Consider the following 20,145-nt stretch of genomic DNA (forward strand, 5'->3'; position numbering starts at 1 on the left):
TCGAGGAAACGCCCGGTTCCATTCCGAACCCGGAAGCTAAGCTCGATTGCGCCGATGGTACTGCACTCGCGAGGGTGTGGGAGAGTAGGTCGCCGCCGGACATCTTCACTGGGAGTGGGAGTGAGCTTGAGACCCCTTGAAAAAGGGTGTTTCGCTCCTCCCACTCCCTTTTTTCGCGCCCGAAAACAACCGGCCCCAGCGCAGATCGGCGTGGCGTGGACGGAGCGGGCAGACCCGGGGGCCCCGGCAAGGGGTGCGGGCGCGTGGGCTGCGCCCCCGCAGCGGTTCCGGGCGGCGACGGCATCGGCGGCGGCCGATCCTCATCGCGCCGGCACGCGTCCGTCCGTCGGACGCCGCCGCTGACTGCACGGCGGGCGACCCTAGCCCGGGCAGCGTTCCCACGTTCTGCAGTCGCTGTGGCGGCCCCATGTCCCTGACGTCGTCCCCGTTCCGGGAGCCGTCCGCTCGCTTGCGGCGCTGCACGAAACCGCCCCTGTGACCGTCTGCACCTCGAGCCACTGCGTACGATCGAAGGGCCGGTGGAGCTCGTGAGAGCAGTCACGGATGGTGGGCTTACTGCCCGGTCTCCTGGACGGGGTCGCATACGCTGGGTGTTCGATAAGGGCATAGGGCGAGCTAGAAGAGACGGACGATCTACGTGGCTGAGGACAGCAAGAGCGAGGACGACCGCGGGTACGGCAGCAGCCGGGACAGCCAGCGGCGCAGCTACCGCTCGCCCGGCGCCCGGAAACGTCCGCAGGGCGGCTCCGGGGACTGGAACTCGCGCTCTCAGGGGGCGAGCCGGGGAGGCACCACTCGCAGCTCCCAGAGCGACGGCGCACGGTCCACCGCCCCGAAGCGTGAGGGCCGGCCCCGTGGCGCGGACGAACCGGGTCGCAGGGGCCCCGCCGGCGACCGCAGCCAGGATCGCCGAGACCCGGCACGCCGGGACCAGAACCGCAGCTCCGACGCTCGCCGCGGCTCCGATCGTCGTGATGGCGGTCGCGGCTCCGACCAGCGTCGTGGAAGCGATCGCGGCTCCGGGAGCGTCCGCCCCTACGGTGCGCAGCGCCGCGATGGCCGTGATGGTCCTGGCCGTCCGGCCGGCTCGCGGTACAGCCCCGGATCCGCCGACCAGCGGGACGGCCGCAGCTCATCCGCAGGGAACCGGCACCCGCGCTCCGGCGAGGGCGCTCGTCGCCCGTCGTCCCGGCAGGGCGACCGCCCGCGGGATGACCGCCGCACTTCGCGCCCGGGGCAGGAAGCACGCGCGGATCGCCCGTTCGAACCTCGCATCCCCCCGGGCATCACCGGCCGGGAGCTGGACAAGGAGATCCGCGACGAGCTCCGGGGGCTCAGCCGCGAGACCGCCGAGCGCGTCTCCCAGCACATGGTCGCCGCCTACCTGCTCGAGGACAGCGATCCGGAGGCCTCCCAGGCCCACGCCCGCTTCGCAGCCCGCATCGGAGGCCGCATCGGCGGGGTCCGCGAGATGTACGGCATCCTCGCCTACCGCTACGGCGACTACCGTACGGCCGTGCGTGAACTGCGCACATCGCTGCGGATCACCGGCCGCACCGACATCCTTCCGATGATCGCCGACGCCGAGCGTGGAATGGGCCGGCCCGAGCGTGCCTTCGATATCGCGGCGTCGGACGATGCCTCCGAACTCGGAGTTCACGCAGCCATCGAGCTGATGATCGTCGTGGCCGGCGCGTACTCGGACATCGGGGACACCGAGACCGCGCTGCGCACGCTCGAGATCCCCGCGCTGCGCCACAAGGTCGACGGCCGCTGGCAGGTGCGCCTCTGGGTCGCCTACGCCGATCTGCTCGACCGTGCGAACCGTCACGAGGAGGCGAAGCGCTGGCTGACGTTGGCAGCCGACGCCGACACCGAGCACCTCACCGACGCCGCCGAGCGTCTTGGCCGTGCGGTACCCACCCCGGACGCCGATCCCCTGTGGGAGGACGACGAGGAGGTGGCGGTGCTCGACGCCTATGATCCCGACGCCGACGACGGCTCTGATGCCGGCGACGACCGCGCAGAAGCCTCTGACGCCGACGAGAGCGGCATCGACGACTCCGGCGCAGGCGGGAGCGGCACCGACGACTTCGATGCGGATCAGAGCGTCACCGACGACTCCGACGCGGACGCGGACGGGGCACAGGCTGGACCCGTCGAGGCCGTCGAGGCCGTCGAGGCCGTCGAGGCCGACGAGCTCGACGGCGACCGCGCGGAGACCGACGGGCTCGACGGCGAGAGAGCGGAGCCCGATGAGCTCGACCGCCCGGAGTCCGACAGTGGCTCGGGCCGCGTGCTGAGTGCGACTCCGAACAGCGGCCCGGAGGCGCGCGCGTGACCCGCATGCCGGACCCGTCGCTGCTGGACCTCTACGACGTGCTGATGTTCGACCTCGATGGCACGTTGATGCACGGCGCGAGACAGATTCCGCACGCCGCCGCAGCTGTGGAACGGGCACGGGAGGGCGGACGCACGCTCGTCTTCGCCACCAACAATGCCTCACGGACGCCGCAGCAGGCCGCCGAGCACCTGGCCGAGGTCGGGATCCCGGCGCGGCCGGAGGAGTTCGTGACCTCCCCGCAGGTGGCATCCCGCCTGCTCGCGGACCGTCTCGACCCCGGCGCGAAGGTCCTCGTCGTCGGGGGAGCCAGCCTCGCCGAGCAGATCCGCGAGGTCGGCCTGGACCCGGTCGAGAAGGACACGGACGATGTCGCCGCAGTGGTGCAGGGGTGGTCACCGGACCTGAGCTGGCCGCTGCTGGCCGAGGGCGCCTACGCGATTCGCCGCGGCGCCTCCTGGATGGCGACCAACGTCGACGCGACCCTGCCCACCGAACGCGGTCTGGCGCCCGGCAACGGTGCCATGGTCGCGGCCCTGCGCCATGCCACCGGCGCCGACCCTGATGTGGCGGGCAAGCCCGAACCGGGCATGTTCACCGTCGCCGCCCAGGACCACGAGGCACGTCGGCCGCTGATCGTGGGGGACCGCCTGGACACCGACATCGAGGGCGCCGTGCGCGCCGGCATGGATTCGCTGCTGGTGCTGACGGGCGTCGACGGCATCGAATCGGCTCTGCGGGCCGACCCCGTACGGCGACCCACCTTCATCCTCCCCGACCTCTCCGAGCTCCACGCTCCCTTCCCGCTGCCCGTCGTGGATGGTGATCGGGCCCGCTGCGGCGCCGTCAGCGCGGCCTGGGGCGAGGACGGGGACATCATCCTGCGCGGCGACGCCGAGGACCCGCGAGTGCTGCGGGCCGTCCTGGCCCTGCTCGGCGCGCATCGTGCGGACGCGGCCTGGACCGGGCGCCTCCTGGACCGGCACGGCATCGAGCAGCGCCCCGGCGACCGGTGAGCGGGCAGCGGCTCGACGTCGCCCTCCTCGCAGCCGGTCTCGCCCGGTCCCGCAGCCACGCCCGCCGCATCATCGAGGAGGGCCGTGCCCGCGTCGACGGCCGGGCGGCCACCAAGGCATCCGCCGCCGTCGCCACCGGCGCGGCGCTGGAGGTCGTCGATGTGCCCGACGGCACGGAGTACGCCTCCCGAGCCGCCCACAAGCTGGCCGGCGCGCTGGACGGTCTGGGCCTCGATCCCACGGGTGCGCGCTGCCTCGACGCCGGCGCGTCCACGGGAGGCTTCACCGACGTCCTCCTGCGCCGTGGTGCCGCCGAGGTGATCGCGGTCGACATCGGCCACGATCAGCTCGCGGACCACGTGCGCGAGGACCCGCGGGTCATCGTGCGCGATCGCACCAGCGTGCGGGAGCTCACCCCGGCGCTGATCGGGACCGCCGTCGACCTGCTGGTCGCCGATCTCTCCTTCATCTCCCTGCGCACCGTGATCAGCCCGCTGGGCGGGGTCGTCCGCCGCGGCGGAGATCTGCTGGTCATGGTCAAGCCCCAGTTCGAGGTGGGCCGAGAGGCTCTTCCCCGCACCGGCGTGGTCAGCGACCCGGCCGCCCGGGCCGGTGCCGTCCGCGGCGTCGCGGAGGCGGCCGCGGCGGCCGGTCTGGCGCTGCTGGCCGTCGGCCCCAGCGGCCTGCCCGGGCAGGACGGCAACCGCGAGTACTTCCTGCATCTGCAGCCGAGCGGCGTGACCTGCGCCCTCGACGCGGATGCCTATGACATGATCGAGACCGCCGTGCGCGGGAATCAGCCGCGCCATCGCGGCACCCAGCACCCCACCCAGGAGGATTGACCCAGGATGCGACGGTTCCTCCTCTACGTCCACACCGGTCGCCGCGCCGCTCTCGGCGCCATGCTCACCGTGCTCCAGGAGCTCACCGCCCGCGGCGTGCGCGGCATCGTGATCGACGACCAGGTCGAGGAGATCAAGGCGCTGCCGGCCGACGTCGCCCCGGAGGGACTGCTGGACGTCCTCACCGGAGGCGAGGTCGACGTGCTCGATGCCCTCTCGGCCGCCGACCTCGTCGAGCTCGGGATCGTCCTCGGCGGGGACGGGACCATCCTGCGGGCGCTCGAAGTGGTCCGCGACGCCGATGTCCCCGTCCACGGGGTCAACCTCGGCCACGTCGGGTTCCTCGCCGAGAGCGAGGCGGAGGCCCTCGCGACCACCGTCTCCCGCCTCCTGGACGGCGACTACGAGATCGAGAAGCGCTCCACGCTGGATATCACCGTGCTGGACGCCGAGGACCACCCCCTGGCCCAGCACTGGGCCCTGAACGAGGCCTCGCTGGAGAAGGCCGACCGCCAGAAGATGATCTCGGTGGCGGTCGAGATCGACGGCCGCCCCGTGTCCTCCTTCGGCTGCGACGGCGTGCTGCTGTCGACCTCGACCGGTTCGACCGCGTACGCCTTCAGCGCCGGCGGACCGGTGATCTGGCCCGAGGTCGACGCGATGCTGCTGATCCCGCTGGCCGCGCATGCGCTGTTCTCCCGGCCCCTGGTGCTGGGCCGTTCCTCCGAAGCGGCGATCGAGATGACGCTGGACAACCGCGAGGATGCGGTGCTGACCCTGGATGGCCGTCGCACCGTGGACGTCACCGTCGGCGCCCGCGTCGAAGCGCGGCTGTCGGCCCAGTGGGTGCGCCTGGTGCGTCTGAGCGCCACCCCGTTCGCCGACCGGCTCGTCGAGAAGTTCCAGCTGCCGGTGGTCGGCTGGCGCGGGCGCGGCCCTCGCACGCGCTGAGGGGGCTGAGGCCGACCATGCTCTCCACCCTGCGGATCCGCCACATCGGCGTGATCGACGACGCCACCCTCGAATTCGGGCCCGGCTTCACCGCGCTCACGGGCGAGACGGGTGCGGGCAAGACCATGATCGTGACGGGGCTGACGATGCTCCTGGGCGGGCGACTGGAACGCGGCCGCCTGCGCGAAGCCAGCACGGTCGACGGGACCCTGGCCCTGGCCGGGCACGACGAGCTGGAGGCCGCTCTGGACGACCTCGGGGCCGAGGAGGAGGACGGCGAGGTGCTGGTGGTGCGCCGCGTCACCCGCGACGGCCGCTCCCGCGCCCAGATCGGCGGGGCCCCGGTCCCCATCGGAACCCTCGCCCGGCTCGTCGGCACCGCCGTCACCGTCCACGGCCAGTCCGACCAGCAGCGCCTCCGTGACCCCGACGCCCAGCGCGAGGCGCTGGACCGCTTCGCGCGGGAGGAGATCGAGCCGCTGCTCGAGCGCCACCGCGAGCTCTGGCGGGAGCGTTCGGCACTGACAGAGCGGCTCGCCGAGCTCGACGACCTGCTCAGCGAGCGCGATCGACGCGCCACGGTGCTGCGCGAGACCCTGGAGCGCCTCGAACAGGCCGATCCGCAGCCCGGCGAGGATGCCGCCCTGCGCTCCGAGCTCGAGCGCCTCGGCAACGCCGGCGAACTGCGTGCCGCCGCGAACCAGGCCGCGCTCGCCCTGGTCGCCGACGACGACGCGCCCGCCGCCGGGCCGCTGCTCGACGTCGCCGCCGAGGCACTGGGACGGGCCTCCCGCACCGACGACTCGCTCGCGCCCCTGGTCGAGCGGCTCGAGGCCTCCCGCATCGAGCTGTCCGACATCGCCGCCGAGCTCACTCGCTACGCCGAGGACATCGACGCCTCCCCGGGGCGGCTCGAGGAGGCGAACGAGCGGCTGCACGAACTGACCGTCCTGATCCGCGACCTCGCGCCGGTGCTCTCGGCCCCCGACGTTCCGGTCGAGGATGTGACCTCACTGCTGGAGGCCTCCCGCGGCGCGGCGGTCGATCTGGACCGCTACGACGGCGCGGATCAGGAGCGGGCCGCGGCCGCGGAGCAGCTGGAGAGCACCCAGGCGGAGCTCGACGAGGCGGCCGCCGCCCTCACCGCAGCCCGCGTCGCGGCGGCCCGTGAACTGTCCGACGCGGTCCAGGAGGAGCTGCGCCACCTCGAGATGCCCGATGCGGCCATCCGCGTCGATGTCGGCGAGCAGTCGCACCGGATCCACGGCCGCGACGCCGTGGCGATCCTGCTGGCGCCCCACCCGGGGGCCGACCATCTTCCCGTCGCCAGGGCAGCCTCCGGCGGCGAACTCTCCCGCGTGATGCTCGCCCTCGAGGTGGCGCTGTCCGCCTCCCGCAGCGATCGCACCGCCGCCCCGGTCTTCGTCTTCGACGAGATCGATGCCGGCATCGGCGGCCGCGCGGCCCTGGCCGTCGGGCAGCGTCTGGCTCGCCTGGCCCAGCACGCCCAGGTCATCGTCGTCACCCACCTGCCGCAGGTCGCCGCGCACGCCGGCACCCACCTGCAGATCGTGAAATCCTCCGTCGACGGCTCCACCAGCTCCACCGTCGAGACCCTGGACCGCGCCGGCCGGATCGGCGAGCTGGCCCGGATGCTCGCCGGCGACACCTCGGATCTCGCCCTCGCCCACGCCGAGGAACTGCTGGAGGAGGCGGGCACCGTCGCCTCCGGCGCACAGGCCTCCGCCGGGACCCGCCGATGAACGCCGCCGAGGTGACCGGCACCGCCCGGCTCGGGAAACGGACCAAGGACCTCACCAAGCGGCTCCAGGCCGGTGACATCGCGGTCATCGACCACGAGGACATCGACCGCGTCGCCGCCGAGGCACTCCTGGAACGCCACCCCGCAGCCGTCCTCAACGCCGCCGCGTCCACGTCGGGCCGTTACCCCAACGCCGGGCCGCGCATCCTCGTCGAGGCCGGCATCGTGCTGGTCGACAACCTCGGCCCCGCCGTGTTCGAAGACCTCCGCGAGGGGCGGACGATCACCGTCAGCGGGGGAGCGGTGCTGCTGGGGGAGACCGTGATCGCACGGGGCACCGCGCAGGACGAGCAGACGGTCGCCGCCTCCCTCGAGGTCGCACGCGACGGGCTGTCCGAACAGCTCGAACTGTTCGCCGAGAACACCATGGAGTACATGCTGCGCGAGCGCGATCTGCTGCTGGATGGGATCGGCGCCCCGGAGGTGCGCACCGAGCTGGCGGGACGACCCGTGCTGATCGTGGTGCGCGGCTACCACTACAAGGAGGACCTGGCGACCCTGCGGCCCTTCCTGCGCGAGAATCGGCCGATCATCATCGGCGTCGACGGCGGCGCCGACGCGGTGCTCGAGGCCGGCTTCCGTCCCGACATGATCATCGGCGACATGGACTCCGTCTCCGACCGGGCTCTGCGCAGCGGAGCCGAACTCGTCGTCCACGCCTACCGCGACGGCCGTGCGCCCGGCTTCGACCGGCTGGAGGAGCTCGGTCTCGGACCCAGAGCGGTCCTCTTCCCCGCGTCCGGCACCAGCGAGGACATCGCGATGCTCCTGGCCGACGAGAAGGGCGCCTCCGTCATCGTCGCCGTCGGCACCCACGGCACCCTGGAGGAGTTCCTCGACAAGGGCCGTGCCGGCATGAGCTCGACCTTCCTGACCCGCCTGCGGATCGGCTCGAAGCTGGTCGACGCCAAGGGCGTCTCGCGGCTGTACCGTCAGAGGATCTCGACGTTCCAGCTGGTGCTGCTGGCGCTGGCCGGGCTCGCCGCCCTCGCGGTCGCGCTCTGGGCCACTCCCGGCGGGCAGGCGCTGGTCCAGATCCTCGGCGCCCGGCTCGATGCCATGCTGTCCTGGTTCACCATGCTGTTCTCACCCCGGGCCACCGGGTCGTAGGAGGGTCCCGACCCCGTGATCGATTTTCGCTATCACCTCGTCTCGCTGATCTCCGTGTTCCTGGCGCTCGCCGTCGGGATCGTGCTCGGCGCCGGCCCCCTGCGCGAGAACCTCGGCAATCAGCTGGCCGAGCAGGTCGAGCAGCTGCGCACGGAACAGGACGACCTGCGCACGCAGGCCGACGAGCTCGAGACCGAGAAGGACCAGCTGGCCTCCTTCATCACCGAGCTCGGTCCCGACCTGGTCGACGGCACCCTCACGGGGACCCGGGTGGCCGTGCTCACCGACGACGCCTCCACCCGCGCCGGCATCGACCGCATCACGGCGCTGCTCGAGGATGCCGGTGCCGCCTCCACGGTGCAGATCGATCTTCAGCCCGCACTGTGGGAACCCGATCAGGAGCAGCAGCGCAGTGAGGCCATCGAGCAGATCCGCGACATCGCTCCCAGCGTTCTCGGTGACGGGTCGACCTCCTCCGAGCAGCTCTCGGCGGTGATCGTGGCCCTGTTGAGCCCACCGGCGACCGGAGAGCTCACTCCCGAGCTGCGCGATCAGCTCTGGCAGGTCCTCACGGATCATCAGCTGGTCGCGGTCGACGGCGAGGCGCCGGCCGAGGTGGATGCGGCCCTGTACGCCAGTGCCGCGCCCGAGGAGCTGACCGGCGGGACCGAGGACGACGCGGTCGCCACCGAGCGTGCTCAGAGTCTGCTCTCCTCGCAGACCGCGCTGCTGGGAGCGCTCGCCGGGACGGGCATGCCCGCGGTGGTCTCCGCCGCGACCCCCGGCAACGATGCCACCACCGGCATCCTGCGCACCGTCCGCGGCGACGACGTATACGACAGCATCTCGACCACCGACCGGCTCCAGGAGGCCGACGGGCCGGTGCTGTCGGTCCTCGCCCTGATCGAGCAGGTCCGCGGCGGGGCGGGTGCCTACGGGACGACCGCGGACGCCGAGGATCGGCTCCCTGCCCTGCCCGAGACGCAGGGCATCGGGGAGGACTCCAGCGGCGGCGAGGGCCCGACACCCTCGGACGGCGGGGGAGCGGAGTGAGCGCGGGGAACCCTGCGGTGCCACCTGGCCCGCGGCGGCTGCGCAGCGTGCAGACAGCGCTCCGCAAGGAGCTGCGCCGTACCAACTTCGCCGGTCGCGCCGTGAGCCTGGCCGAAGGAGTGCTCGTGGTCGCCGGGACCAGCGCGCTGGCACTGCGGAGCCGGCGCCGATCCGATGCCGCCGTGCTCGCCGGCATCGGCGCCCTGGGGCTTGCCGACGACCTGCTCGAGCCGCGCCTGCGCCGTACCGGCCGCACCGTCTCCAAGGGGCTTCGCGGGCACCTCGGCGCATTGCGGGAGGGGCAGCTGACCACCGGAGCCGCCAAGGCGCTCGGCATCCCCCTGCTCGCCATGGCAGGTGCCGCTGCAGCTCCGCGACCACGGTCAGCGGTGATGACCGCGATCGACGGAGCCCTGGTCGCCGGCTGCGCGAACCTCGCCAACCTGCTGGACCTGCGACCTGGCCGCGCCCTGAAGGCCGTGCTGCCCGCGGCCGCGCTGCTGGCGGCCCGTCCCGCACGGGCCGGCACGGAGGGAGAGGCCGGGCGCGCCCTGGCCCTCGCCGCTCTCGTCCCCGGCCTGCTGGTGCTCCCGGCGGACGTCCGCGAGCACGGCATGCTCGGCGACGCCGGGGCGAACGTGCTGGGAGCCGCCGTCGGCACCGCTGCGACGCGGATCCTCCCGGAGCCGGCCAGGGCCGTCCTGCTCGTCGCCGTCGTCGCCCTCACGCTGGCCAGCGAGAAGGTCAGCTTCAGCGCCGTCATCGAATCCACCCCGGCTCTGCGTGCCGTGGACAGGCTGGGGCGCCGCAGCGCCATGCCGTCCGCGCCCGCTGCGCCCCGCGGAGCGGACGACGAGCCCGACGCCGAGGAGAAGGCACGATGAGCACGTCGCATCCTGGGCACACGGGCCATCCCGACTCGACTGCCGCGGCGCCCGCTGGCATCGCCGGAGCCGTGCTGCGCGGCGCCGGACTGATCCTGGTGATCACGGTGCTCGCCAGGATCGCCGGGTTCGTGCGCTACCTCGTGTTCGGTGCCAGCGTGGGCGCCGGTGACGTCGGCACCGCGTACGCCACCGCCAACATGCTGCCCAACGTGCTGTTCGAGATCATCGCCGGCGGAGCGCTCGCCGCCGTGGTGGTCCCGCTGATCGCCGGCCTCGTCCCCGAGCGGGACTCCGACGATCGTGCTGCCAGCGGCGCCGCCTCCGGGCACAGCATCGACGGGACCGACGCGGTCGACGACGCCCCCGGTGACGGCCCCGCTGACAGGAGCCCTAACGAGGGCCCCGGCAGAGCCGGGATGCCCGTGCCGGTGCCCACCCGCGCCGACGACGACCTCCCGCCCCGGCGGGACCGCCGTGACGGAGCCGCCCGCGCCGACCGGATCGTCTCGGTGCTGCTGACGTGGACGCTGCTGGGAACCGTCGTGCTCGCAGCGATCGTCATCGGATTCGCCGAGCCCCTGGCCCAGCTGCTGCTGGTCAGCGAGGACACCGGCTCCGGAGGCGTCCACCTCGGAGCGACCCTGCTGCGCATCTTCGCGGTCCAGCTCCCGCTGTACGGGATCTCGGTGGTGCTCGGCGCGTACCTCCAGGCCCGCAAGCGATTCCTGTGGCCCGCGATGATGCCGCTGATCTCCTCGCTCGTGGTGATGGGCTCCTACCGCGTCTATGCATGGCTGGTGCCGCCGGTCGCCACCACCACCACGATCGGCGACGGCGCGATCGCATGGCTGGGATGGGGGACCACGGCCGGGGTCGCCGCGATGGCTGTCCCGGTCGCGATCGCGGCGCTGCGAGCCGGGCTGCGCGTGCGCCCGGCACTGACGATGCCGCCGCGCTACGGGCGCCGTGCCCTCGCACTCGGCGGTGCCGGTCTCGGTGCCGTCGGTGCTCAGCAGGCCGTGCTCGCCATCGTCCTGCTGCTGGCGATGCGCGCCGGCGGCACCGGGACCCTGCCGGTCTTCCAGTACGCTCAGGCGCTGTACCTGCTGCCGTACGCGATCCTCGTGGTGCCGCTGGTCACTGCTGTCTTCCCCCATCTCTCCGAGATGCGGCTGGTCGGCGACACCACCGGGTTCGCCCGGGTCGCCTCCGCCTCGGTGCGCACCGTCATGATCGTCTCCGTGGTCGGTGCTGCGGTCCTGTTCGCCGGGGCCCCTGCGCTCGAGCAGTTCTTCCGCCTGGTGGATCGCTCCGGCGCGGCCGGCGTCGGGTCCACCGCCGCCGCCTTCGCCCTGGGGCTGGCCGGCTTCGCCGTCGCGACCCAGTGCACCCGGATCCTGGCGGCCGCGCTGCGCGCCCGTGACGCCCTGCTGGTCGGGTCGGTGGGCTGGGGCATCGCTGCCGTGATGATCCTGATCCTGATCATCCCCAGTCCCACCCGCTCGGCCGCCGAGGCCGCCACCGCCTTCGGCATCACGATCGCCGTGGGCATGGCGCTGTCGGCGCTCGTGGGACTGGGCCGCATCGCCGACGTGATCGAGCCGGGCGGCGACCTCCCCCGAGTGCGCCGCATGGCGGTCCTGGCGCCGGTGGCACTTCTGGCCGGCGGCATCCCCGGGATGCTGATCGCCAAGTGGCTGGTGACCACCGAGACCGGCGAGGTCGGCGCCGTGCTGTCCGGGCTCGCCGCGGGAGTCGTGGCCGCGCTGCTCGCCGGCGCCGTGATGGCCGCTGCTGACCCGCCGCTGGTGCGGGACATGATCTCCCGCATGCGGCGCGGAACCGGAGCCGGGAAGATGACGCCGTGACCGCGACCGTGGTCCTGGTCAGGCCTCGGGCCAGCGGAGGTCTTGCAGCACATGTCGACCAGGAGCTCCAGGAGCTGACCCGGGCGGGCCACGATGTCCGCGAGGCGCGGGCGCGGATCGGGGAACGGCCCCGGCCGCTGGCGGACCTCCGCGCGGTGCGCGCACTGCGCCGTTCGTTCAGCACCGCCCCGGTGCCGTCGGCGGTCCACGCCCACGGGCTGCGAGCCGGAGCGCTGAGCGCTCTGGCCATGCCCCGGGGACGCGAGCAGCGCCTGGTGGTCACTCTGCACAACCGCACCGTCGGCTCGCTCCTGGCTCGGGGTGTCGGTGCCGCGCTGCTGCGGGTCCTCGCCCGCCGCGCCGACACGGTTCTGGCTGTGTCCCCCGACCTCGCCGAGGACGCCCGGCGCGCCGGGGCCCGGGACGTCCGCCACGCCGTCATCCCCGCCCCGACGCGAGTCCCCACTGGCGGCACCCCTCCTGGCGGCACTCGTCCCGGCGACGCCCCTCCTGGCGGCGCTGCTCCGCTCGACGAGACTGCTGAGTCCGGCGGCGAGCAGGATCCGGCACCTGCGGAGCCCCTCGACGTGCTGGTGATCGCGCGCCTGGCGGAGCAGAAGGGCCTGCACGACCTGCTCAGCGCTGCCGCCCTGCTCCGCGAGGGATTCCCGGTGCGGATCCGTGTGGCCGGCGACGGACCGCTGGAGAGCGAACTCCGCGACCGGATCCGCGCCGAGCGCCTGCCGGTTCAGCTGCTGGGCAGGCGCGATGACATCCCTGGTCTGCTGGCCGCGACGGACCTCGTCGTCTCCGCCGCCCGGTGGGAGGGCCAGCCGGTCGCTCTGCAGGAAGCGCTGCGGGCCGGCCGCGCGATCGTCGCGACCGACGCCGGCGGCACCCGCTGGGTGACCGGGTCCGCTGCTCGGCTGGTCCCCGTCGGGGACGCGCCCGCCCTGGCGTCCGCGATCGCCGAGCACCGCGACGTGCAGCTGCGAGAACGGGCTGAGCAGGCCTCACGCCGTCGTGCCCGGGAGCTGCCCACCGCAGGTGACATGATCGACCAGCTGGGCGATGTCCTGGCCCTGAACCAGGGCCGATGGTAGGTTGGGGGTCCGTGGCAGAGAGCAACGTGAGCACCCCCCATTCCGGTACCGGCCCGATTCCACGGATCGGCCAGGCCGCCTCGGCCAAGCCGTTCCGGAACCCCGGCACCACCAAACACATCTTCGTGACCGGGGGAGTGGTCTCCAGCCTCGGCAAGGGATTGACCGCCTCCTCCTTGGGGATGCTGCTGCGAAGCCGCGGCCTGCGGGTCACGATGCAGAAGCTGGACCCGTACCTGAACGTGGACCCCGGCACGATGAACCCGTTCCAGCACGGAGAGGTCTTCGTGACCGAGGACGGCGCCGAGACCGATCTGGACATCGGCCACTACGAGCGCTTCCTGGACGAGAACCTCACCGCCGACGCGAACGTCACCACCGGCCAGGTCTACTCCGGCGTCATCGCCAAGGAGCGCCGGGGCGAGTACCTCGGTGACACCGTGCAGGTCATCCCGCACATCACCAACGCCATCAAGGAGTCGATGCGCTCCCAGGCCGGCGATGACGTCGACGTGATCATCACCGAGGTGGGCGGGACCGTCGGCGATATCGAGTCCCAGCCGTTCCTGGAGGCCGCCCGCCAGGTCCGCCAGGACATCGGCCGCGACAGCGTCTTCTTCGTGCATGTCTCGCTGGTGCCCTTCATCGGCCCCTCCCAGGAGCTGAAGACCAAGCCGACCCAGCACTCCGTGGCCGCCCTGCGCTCGATCGGCATCCAGCCCGACGCGATCGTGCTGCGCGCGGACCGTGAGCTGCCGACCTCGGTCAAGGCCAAGATCTCCTCCATGTGCGACGTCGACATCGACGCCGTCGTCACCTGCGCGGACGCGCCGTCGATCTACGAGATCCCGCTGGTGATCCACGGGGAGGGACTGGACGCCTACGCGATCCGCCGCCTCGACCTGCTCAGCCACGACGTGGACTGGACCCAGTGGGAGTCCCTCCTGCAGCGCGTCCAGCACCCGGTCTACGAGGTGACCGTGGCCCTGGTCGGCAAGTACATCGACCTGCCCGACGCGTACCTCTCGGTCACCGAGGCATTGCGCGCCGGCGGCTTCCATCACTCGGCGAAGGTGTCCATCCGCTGGGTCGAGGCCGATCTGTGCGAGACCGAGGACGGCGCCCACCAGCAGCTGCGCGATGTCGACGCGATCGTGGTCCCCGGCGGCTTCGGGATCCGCGGGGTCGACGGCAAGGTCGGTGCGCTGCATTACGCCCGCACCCACTCGATTCCGACCCTGGGCCTCTGCCTGGGCCTGCAGTCGATGGTCATCGAATACGCCCGGCACGAGCTGGGCCTGGCCGGCGCGCACTCCACGGAGTTCGAGCCGGCCTGCGAGCACCCGGTGATCGCGACCATGGCCGAACAGGCCGACATCGTCTCCGGCGCAGGCAACCTCGGCGGCACCATGCGCCTGGGCTCCTACGACCACACGCTGGTCGAGGGGTCCCTCGCCGCCCGCACCTACGGCAGCACGCGGGCGGCCGAGCGCCACCGCCACCGCTACGAGGTCAACAACGCCTACCGTGAACAGCTCGAGGAGGCCGGCCTGGTCGTCTCCGGCGTCTCGGCGGACCGTTCTCTGGTGGAGTACGTGGAGCTGCCCACGGATGTGCATCCGTACTACATCGGCACTCAGGCCCATCCCGAGCTGAAGTCCCGGCCCACCCGCGCCCACCCGCTGTTCGCGGGGCTCATCGGCGCGGCGCTCGACCTGCAGAAGGCCACCCGTCTGCTCGAGGTCGAGCCGGAGCCGGTCACGGACGAATCGAGCGAGGCGGCCGACGAGCCCGCGCCCGCCGCGGGCGACCGGGACTGACCCGATGACCCTGGCCGACGAGCCCGGCTCCCGCCCCGTCTCGGCGCGGGAGCGGGTCCACTCCGGGATGGTGTGGGACATCGTCCGTGACACCGTCGAGTTCGCCCCGGGGGTGCAGTTCCAGCGTGAGTACATGTGGCACACCGGGGCGGTCGCGGTGCTCGCCGTCGACGACCAGGACCGAGTGCTGCTGATCCGGCAGTACCGCCATCCCGTCGGCCACACGCTCTGGGAGATCCCGGCGGGTCTGCTCGATGTGAACGGCGAGGCGCCTCACGTCGGCGCCGCGCGCGAACTGTCCGAGGAGACCGGACACGCCGCCGCGCACCTGCAGACGCTGGTGGACCTGCGGCCGAGCCCCGGCGGCAGCGATGAGGTGATCCGGGTCTACCTCGCCACGGGCGTCACGGCGCTGACGGAGGAGGGCGAGTTCGTACGCACCGACGAGGAAGCCGAGATCGAGGTGCGCTGGGTGCCCCTGGCCGAGGCGGTCACGGCCGTGCTGGAGGGCCGCCTCACCAACGCGACGACCATCGCCGGTGTCCTCGCACTGCACGCTCAGCGGACCCTCGCCGCCACTGGCGCTCCCGCGCCACCGCTGCGAGCGGCCGATGCGCCGTGGATGGAGCGGCCCGGTCGGGACTGAGCCTCCGTGGTCGACCGAGCCTCAGCCGTCGTTCGAGCCTCAGCTGTCGACATACAGGCAGAACGGATGCCCGGCCGGGTCCAGCACCACACGGACATCATCCTGTGGTTGGAACTCGGCCACGGTGGCTCCCAGCGCCCGAGCTGCGGCGACGGCCTGCTCGAGGTCGCGTGCCCCGATGTCGAGGTGGAGCATCATGTGCGGGTCCCCGGGACCTGCGGGCCACATGGGAGGCGCGTAGTGCTCCTCGCTCTGGAACGCGAGGTTCGCCGGGGCGCCGGGGATCTGCATCGTGCACCATTCCGGCGTGTCCTGATGCAGCGGCCACCCGAGCAGGTCACGGTAGAAGTGCGCGAGAGGCTGCGCCCTCGGAGCGCTGAGCACGACCCCGATCCAGCCGCTCAGGTGCGGGCGGGGAGCTTCGCGGGAGGATTCGTCGTCCATCCCCGTAGCGAACACCCGCGGCGGCCGGATGGCAAGGGTCCCGCTCCCGGCGCCGCGGCCCTGGCCGGCCGGTGCTCATCCGCCGCAGCAGGCCGGCTCGTCCAGGTGCACACTCAGCCCCGATTGCCCGGGCAGCAAATGGGGTGCCAGCTCCCACTCCGGCGTGTACTGACCGGTGAACTGCGGCCGGTAGGGGAGCGGGGCCTCCGTGAACAGGCCGTCCAGCCGCGTCCGCAGGCTCCGACGGACAGGCGCGGAGTCCTCGATCCGGTCCGCACTGGGCAGCGCCCACGGACTCAGCACATCCATCCCGGTGTACGCGAAGGTGCCGTGGAGGAGCCCGAACAGCAGCTCGTGCAGCTCCCCGGACTTGCCCCGCGGCCCGATCGCGTGCGGCCGGTCTCCGAGCGTGGTGACCACCAGGGCCCGCTTCTGCCTGAACGGGCCCTGCTCGAATCTCAGCCGCCGCCCGGTCCCGGGATCGGTGCCGAAGGCGAACCCGCTGACGAACACCCGGTCGAACCAGCCCTTCATCAAAGCAGGCATCCCGTACCACCACAGAGGGAACTGGAGCACGATCGCAGCGGCCCGCTCCAGCTTCGCCTGCTCCCGCACGACATCTGCCGGCTGCCTCCCGGTCAGGAGCGCCTGGCGGGTATCCGCGCTGACCCGGAACCGCTCCGGCGGCTCGTCGCAGCCCGCGGTGTCGGCGCCGGGCCCCTCGACACGGGCGCCGTCGCGCGGGCGCAGCACCGGATCCCAGTCCATGGCGTAGAGGTCGGATTCGATGACGCTGTGTCCGAGCCGGCGCAGATGGGCGATCCCGTCGCGACGCAGCGAGCCGTTCAGCGAACGCGGCTCCGGGTGCGCACTCACCCACAGGACCGTCCGCGTCCCGTCGGTGCCGTCGGCCGCGTCGTCGGGCTCGGAGCGTGCGGGTCGGGTCGGCCGGCCGGCGCGTCCCGGCCCTCGAGGTGCGGCCGAAGCCGCGGTGTCATTCTCGGTGTGATTCGACATGACCCCATGGTCGCGCCACGCCTACGATAGGGGAAGTACGGACATTTCTGTCCACTGGTCAGGAGGTGCGCATGCGATTGCCGGTGCAGCGAGCCATGGAGGTGTGCCCCGTCGAGGTGGCGGTGTCCGTCCTCGGTGGCACCTGGAAGCTCACCCTGGTGAAGCACCTCCTGGAGGGCACCAGACGGTTCAACGAGCTCGGGCGGCTGGTCCCGCTCGCGAACACCCGGACGCTCACGCGGCAGCTCCGCGAGCTCGAGGAGGACGGCATCGTGCGGCGCACGGTCTACCGCGAGGTTCCGCCGAAGGTGGAGTACAGCCTGACCGATCTGGGACGGAGCCTCGGGGGCATCGTCGAGCGCATGGACCGATGGGGCGAGCACTTCGCCGAAGACCGCGCACAGATGACCGCTCGCGACGAGCCGGCGCACGCGCCCGCCCGCGACGAGACGCGGTGACCCGCGACTGTCAGGCCCTGACGAGCCCGGCGATGAGTCAGTCCTCCGCCGGCTCCGGGGCCGGGCTCTGCTCGCTCTGCTCGGTCAGCGCCCGGTGGATCACGGGCGCTGCCTGGTGCGCCTGCCACGGGCGGGCTCCCAGCGCGACCAGCTCCTCCTCCAGCACCGTCTCCTCGGGCACCGACTCGTGCTCCCACACCCAGTGGCGCAGCAGCGAGGGCTGGACGAGGTTCTCCGCCGGCAGCTCGAGATCCTCGGCGCGCTCACCGATGGCGGTGCGGACGACCTGATAGCGCTCCCAGACCTCCGGGTACTTCTTGGCCCAGAGCTTGTGCGGCGGCGGGTAGGAGCGCTCCGAGCGCTCGGGAAGGTGCGAGGCGGGCAGCTCGATCCCGGAGCGAGCCGCCTTCCACCAGATGTCCTTCCCGCGCAGCTTCGCAGGCAGAGCACGCTCGAAGTCCTCGCGGCCGCGGGTCGCCTCCTTGGCGGCGGCGACGATGTCACGGTCCTTGATCACGCGATGCGGTGAGAGATCCTCGCTGCGCGCGATCTCGTCGCGCCGCAGCCACATCTCGCGGGCCGCAGCCAGCTGTCGTGCCGAACGCAGCGACCCCAGTCCATGCATGCCGCGCCAGCTCGCCGAACGGGGCGGTCCCAGCTCTCGAGTGCGCTCGTACTCGAACTCCTGACGCGCCCAGTCCTCCTTGCCCGCATCCCGGAGCCGCTGCTCCAGCACGTCGCGCACCTCGACCAGCACCTCGACGTCGAGCGCGGCATAGGTCAGCCAGCCCGGAGGGAGCGGTCGCTTCGACCAGTCGGCGGCGGAGTGCTCCTTCGCCAGGCGCAGCCCCAGAGTGTCCTCCACGACGGCGCCCAGGCCCACCCGCTCCATGCCGAGCAGACGGGCGGCCAGCTCGGTGTCGAACAGGCTGCCGGGCTTCATGCCCAACTCGGCCAGGCTCGGCAGGTCCTGGTCAGCGGCGTGAAGCACCCATTCACGGGAGGCCAGCAGGTCCAGCAGCGTCGAGGGCATGGTGAAGGCGAGCGGATCGATCAGCAGGGTGCCGGCAGCCTCGGTGCGCAGCTGCACCAGATAGGCGCGCGGGCTGTAGCGGTAGCTGGAGGCCCGCTCGGCATCGACGGCGACGGGCTCGTCGGGTTCCGTGGACGCGGCCTCGCACCATGCCAGCACCGGCTGGATCCGATCGATCACCGGCACGAAACCGTCGCGGGGCGCCGTCAGATCAGTGGTGGTGGGTGCATCGGTCACCGAGCGTCACCGGCTTCCTCGGGGCGCGGTGCCCTCGCGTGGTGGGTGGGAGCGATGGGGGCGACCCGCGGCGGCGCCGGGGGCAGCCCGCCTGCGGCGGCCAGCATCGCCGTCCAGGCCGCGAAGTGCGGTGCGAGGTCGGGGGCCGTGGCCGCGGCCGACGAGCCGCCGAGGGCGAGCGGCGGCGTCTCCGGCCCGGCCGCGGAGGCGCTCGTCGTCTCCGATGCCTCCGGGGTCCATGACACGCGCATCTCGACGTCCACGGTGGAAGGCCGAGAGGCGAGCGCCCCGTAGGACTGGGAGACCACCCGCGTGGCGGTGCAGCCCAGTTCGCGCGCGTCGGCACCGTGCAGCTCGAGGGATTCGGTGACCCATGACCATGCGACGTCCCCGAGCATCGACTCGACGGCGAACTCCGGCTCCAGCTGCGCCTGGACCAGTGCCACCACGCGGTAGGTGCCGTCCCACGCCTCCTGCCCTGCAGGGTCGTGGAGGATGACCAGACGGCCGGAGGCGAGCTCCTCGTCGTGCACGAGCACCTCGCCCGTGCAGGCCCAGGTCGACGGCGCCATCTTCGAGGGCGCCGGGATGTCGCGCCATGTGAACTCAGGGCGGACCGGAGCGCTGGTCATGGCGTCGATGGCGGCACGGAAGGTGTCGTCGCCGGAGCGGAATCGATGGACGGACACACCGTGAGACTATCCGCGCGGGCGCCCGCCCCGGAACAGGCGCGCCGCGACCTCCTGCGGCAGGGCCCGCTCTCCTCGCCGGTTCCCCGACCCGTGAGCAGCCCGTGGCCGGCCCGGCCGCCGCCCCGCGGCGGGAGCCGCCGCGGGGCGGTGCGGTCAGCGTGCGGAGGCGTCCCCGGCGGGGGCGTCGTCGCTGTGCACCAGGCTGATCGAGTTGATGCAGTAGCGCTGGTCCGTGGGGGTGTCGAAGCCCTCGCCCTCGAAGACGTGCCCGAGGTGTGAACCGCAGTTCGCACAGCGCACCTCGATGCGGCGCATACCCATCGAGGTGTCCTCGAGCAGCTCGACCGAGTCGGAGTCCGTCGGCGCGTAGAAGGCCGGCCACCCGCAGTGGGCATCGAACTGGGTCTCCGCCGTGAACAGCTCCGCGCCGCAGGCCTTGCAGGCGTAGGTCCCGGCGGGCCGGACCTCCTCGTACTCGCCGGTGCCGGGACGCTCCGTGCCGCCCTGGCGCAGGACCTGGTACTCCTCGGGGGAGAGGCGCCGGCGCCATTCCTCCTCGCTGATCGCGATCGGGTAGGGACGCGTGCCGATGGGGTCGGTGGTCATGGGGGAGCCCTCCGATCTGCGGCGCTGCGGGCGTCGCTCTCGCCGATGGATCGAGCGCGCGCCTCGCCCAGGGACGGACACGGCGCTCACAGCTGCAATTCTAGCTCGCCGATAGGATGATCGGCATGACGCGAGAGTTCTTCCGGTGCCGGCCCGAGACAGGTCCCCTCGCGTGGAC

At 72.5% G+C, this 20,145-nt stretch carries 18 protein-coding genes and 1 rRNA gene; 14 read left to right on the forward strand and 5 right to left on the reverse strand.

The annotated features are described in order from the left end of the window. From rrf to AC5020_RS05980, 13 genes are all read left to right on the forward strand, one after another. A 5S ribosomal RNA gene (gene rrf, locus AC5020_RS05920) occupies nucleotides 1-101 on the forward strand; the annotation flags it as partial. Between the two features lie 557 nt (nucleotides 102-658). Next, complete coding sequence (locus tag AC5020_RS05925) at nucleotides 659-2,362, forward strand: tetratricopeptide repeat protein (protein WP_464987570.1); 1,704 nt, start codon at nucleotides 659-661, stop codon at nucleotides 2,360-2,362. Nucleotides 2,363-2,367: 5 nt separating this feature from the next. Continuing rightward, nucleotides 2,368-3,378 carry an HAD-IIA family hydrolase gene (locus tag AC5020_RS05930; RefSeq protein ID WP_464987636.1) on the forward strand — a complete coding sequence of 337 codons (1,011 nt, stop codon included), beginning with the start codon at nucleotides 2,368-2,370 and terminating at the stop codon, nucleotides 3,376-3,378. Beyond that, nucleotides 3,375-4,220, forward strand: coding sequence for a TlyA family RNA methyltransferase (locus tag AC5020_RS05935; protein ID WP_377020124.1), 846 nt, complete (start codon nucleotides 3,375-3,377; stop codon nucleotides 4,218-4,220). The genes AC5020_RS05930 and AC5020_RS05935 overlap by 4 nt, the downstream gene beginning before the upstream one ends. A 6-nt stretch (nucleotides 4,221-4,226) precedes the next feature. Further along, the gene (locus tag AC5020_RS05940; protein ID WP_377020123.1) at nucleotides 4,227-5,171 is read left to right on the forward strand and encodes an NAD kinase; all 945 of its coding nucleotides are present in this window, start codon (nucleotides 4,227-4,229) and stop codon (nucleotides 5,169-5,171) included. 17 nt (nucleotides 5,172-5,188) lie between these two features. Continuing rightward, entirely contained in the window at nucleotides 5,189-6,934 is a 1,746-nt protein-coding gene (gene recN / locus AC5020_RS05945; RefSeq protein ID WP_464987571.1) for a DNA repair protein RecN, read from the forward strand. After that, a complete protein-coding gene (steA, locus tag AC5020_RS05950; protein WP_377020121.1) occupies nucleotides 6,931-8,103 on the forward strand; it encodes a putative cytokinetic ring protein SteA in 1,173 nt (390 codons plus the stop codon). Before recN ends, steA begins: the two co-directional genes overlap by 4 nt. A gap of 15 nt (nucleotides 8,104-8,118) precedes the next feature. Then, nucleotides 8,119-9,156, forward strand: a complete 1,038-nt coding sequence (locus AC5020_RS05955) for a copper transporter (RefSeq protein ID WP_464987572.1) — start codon at nucleotides 8,119-8,121, stop codon at nucleotides 9,154-9,156. Between the two features lie 47 nt (nucleotides 9,157-9,203). Beyond that, complete coding sequence (locus AC5020_RS05960) at nucleotides 9,204-10,040, forward strand: hypothetical protein (protein WP_464987573.1); 837 nt, start codon at nucleotides 9,204-9,206, stop codon at nucleotides 10,038-10,040. Beyond that, nucleotides 10,037-11,911 carry a murein biosynthesis integral membrane protein MurJ gene (gene murJ / locus AC5020_RS05965; RefSeq protein WP_377020118.1) on the forward strand — a complete coding sequence of 625 codons (1,875 nt, stop codon included), beginning with the start codon at nucleotides 10,037-10,039 and terminating at the stop codon, nucleotides 11,909-11,911. The genes AC5020_RS05960 and murJ overlap by 4 nt, the downstream gene beginning before the upstream one ends. Then, nucleotides 11,908-13,014 (forward strand): glycosyltransferase, encoded by a 1,107-nt coding sequence (locus AC5020_RS05970; protein ID WP_464987574.1) that lies wholly within the window; start codon nucleotides 11,908-11,910, stop codon nucleotides 13,012-13,014. Before murJ ends, AC5020_RS05970 begins: the two co-directional genes overlap by 4 nt. Before the next feature lie 11 nt (nucleotides 13,015-13,025). Beyond that, nucleotides 13,026-14,834 (forward strand): CTP synthase, encoded by a 1,809-nt coding sequence (pyrG, locus tag AC5020_RS05975; protein WP_494564400.1) that lies wholly within the window; start codon nucleotides 13,026-13,028, stop codon nucleotides 14,832-14,834. 4 nt (nucleotides 14,835-14,838) lie between these two features. Beyond that, the gene (locus AC5020_RS05980) at nucleotides 14,839-15,480 is read left to right on the forward strand and encodes an NUDIX domain-containing protein (protein WP_464987575.1); all 642 of its coding nucleotides are present in this window, start codon (nucleotides 14,839-14,841) and stop codon (nucleotides 15,478-15,480) included. Nucleotides 15,481-15,519: 39 nt separating this feature from the next. Here AC5020_RS05980 and AC5020_RS05985 read toward each other — a convergent pair whose 3' ends face one another. After that, nucleotides 15,520-15,924, reverse strand: a complete 405-nt coding sequence (locus tag AC5020_RS05985) for a VOC family protein (RefSeq protein ID WP_464987576.1) — start codon at nucleotides 15,922-15,924, stop codon at nucleotides 15,520-15,522. Between the two features lie 75 nt (nucleotides 15,925-15,999). Beyond that, on the reverse strand, nucleotides 16,000-16,941 hold the full coding sequence (locus tag AC5020_RS05990) for an NAD(P)H-dependent oxidoreductase (RefSeq protein WP_464987577.1): 942 nt from the start codon (nucleotides 16,939-16,941) through the stop codon (nucleotides 16,000-16,002). A gap of 71 nt (nucleotides 16,942-17,012) precedes the next feature. Between AC5020_RS05990 and AC5020_RS05995 the strand changes: the two genes are divergently transcribed. Continuing rightward, the gene (locus AC5020_RS05995; protein WP_464987578.1) at nucleotides 17,013-17,399 is read left to right on the forward strand and encodes a winged helix-turn-helix transcriptional regulator; all 387 of its coding nucleotides are present in this window, start codon (nucleotides 17,013-17,015) and stop codon (nucleotides 17,397-17,399) included. 37 nt (nucleotides 17,400-17,436) lie between these two features. Here the strand turns inward: AC5020_RS05995 and AC5020_RS06000 are convergent, their stop codons facing one another. The 3 genes from AC5020_RS06000 to msrB form a co-directional block, all read right to left on the reverse strand. Then, a complete protein-coding gene (locus tag AC5020_RS06000) occupies nucleotides 17,437-18,669 on the reverse strand; it encodes a ribonuclease D (RefSeq protein WP_464987579.1) in 1,233 nt (410 codons plus the stop codon). Further along, on the reverse strand, nucleotides 18,666-19,358 hold the full coding sequence (locus tag AC5020_RS06005; RefSeq protein WP_464987580.1) for a DUF3000 domain-containing protein: 693 nt from the start codon (nucleotides 19,356-19,358) through the stop codon (nucleotides 18,666-18,668). Before AC5020_RS06005 ends, AC5020_RS06000 begins: the two co-directional genes overlap by 4 nt. 156 nt (nucleotides 19,359-19,514) lie before the next feature. Then, entirely contained in the window at nucleotides 19,515-19,967 is a 453-nt protein-coding gene (gene msrB, locus AC5020_RS06010; RefSeq protein WP_377020109.1) for a peptide-methionine (R)-S-oxide reductase MsrB, read from the reverse strand. Between the last annotated feature and the right edge of the window lie 178 nt (nucleotides 19,968-20,145).

The organism is Brachybacterium sp. SYSU DS0246 (genome assembly GCF_059391765.1).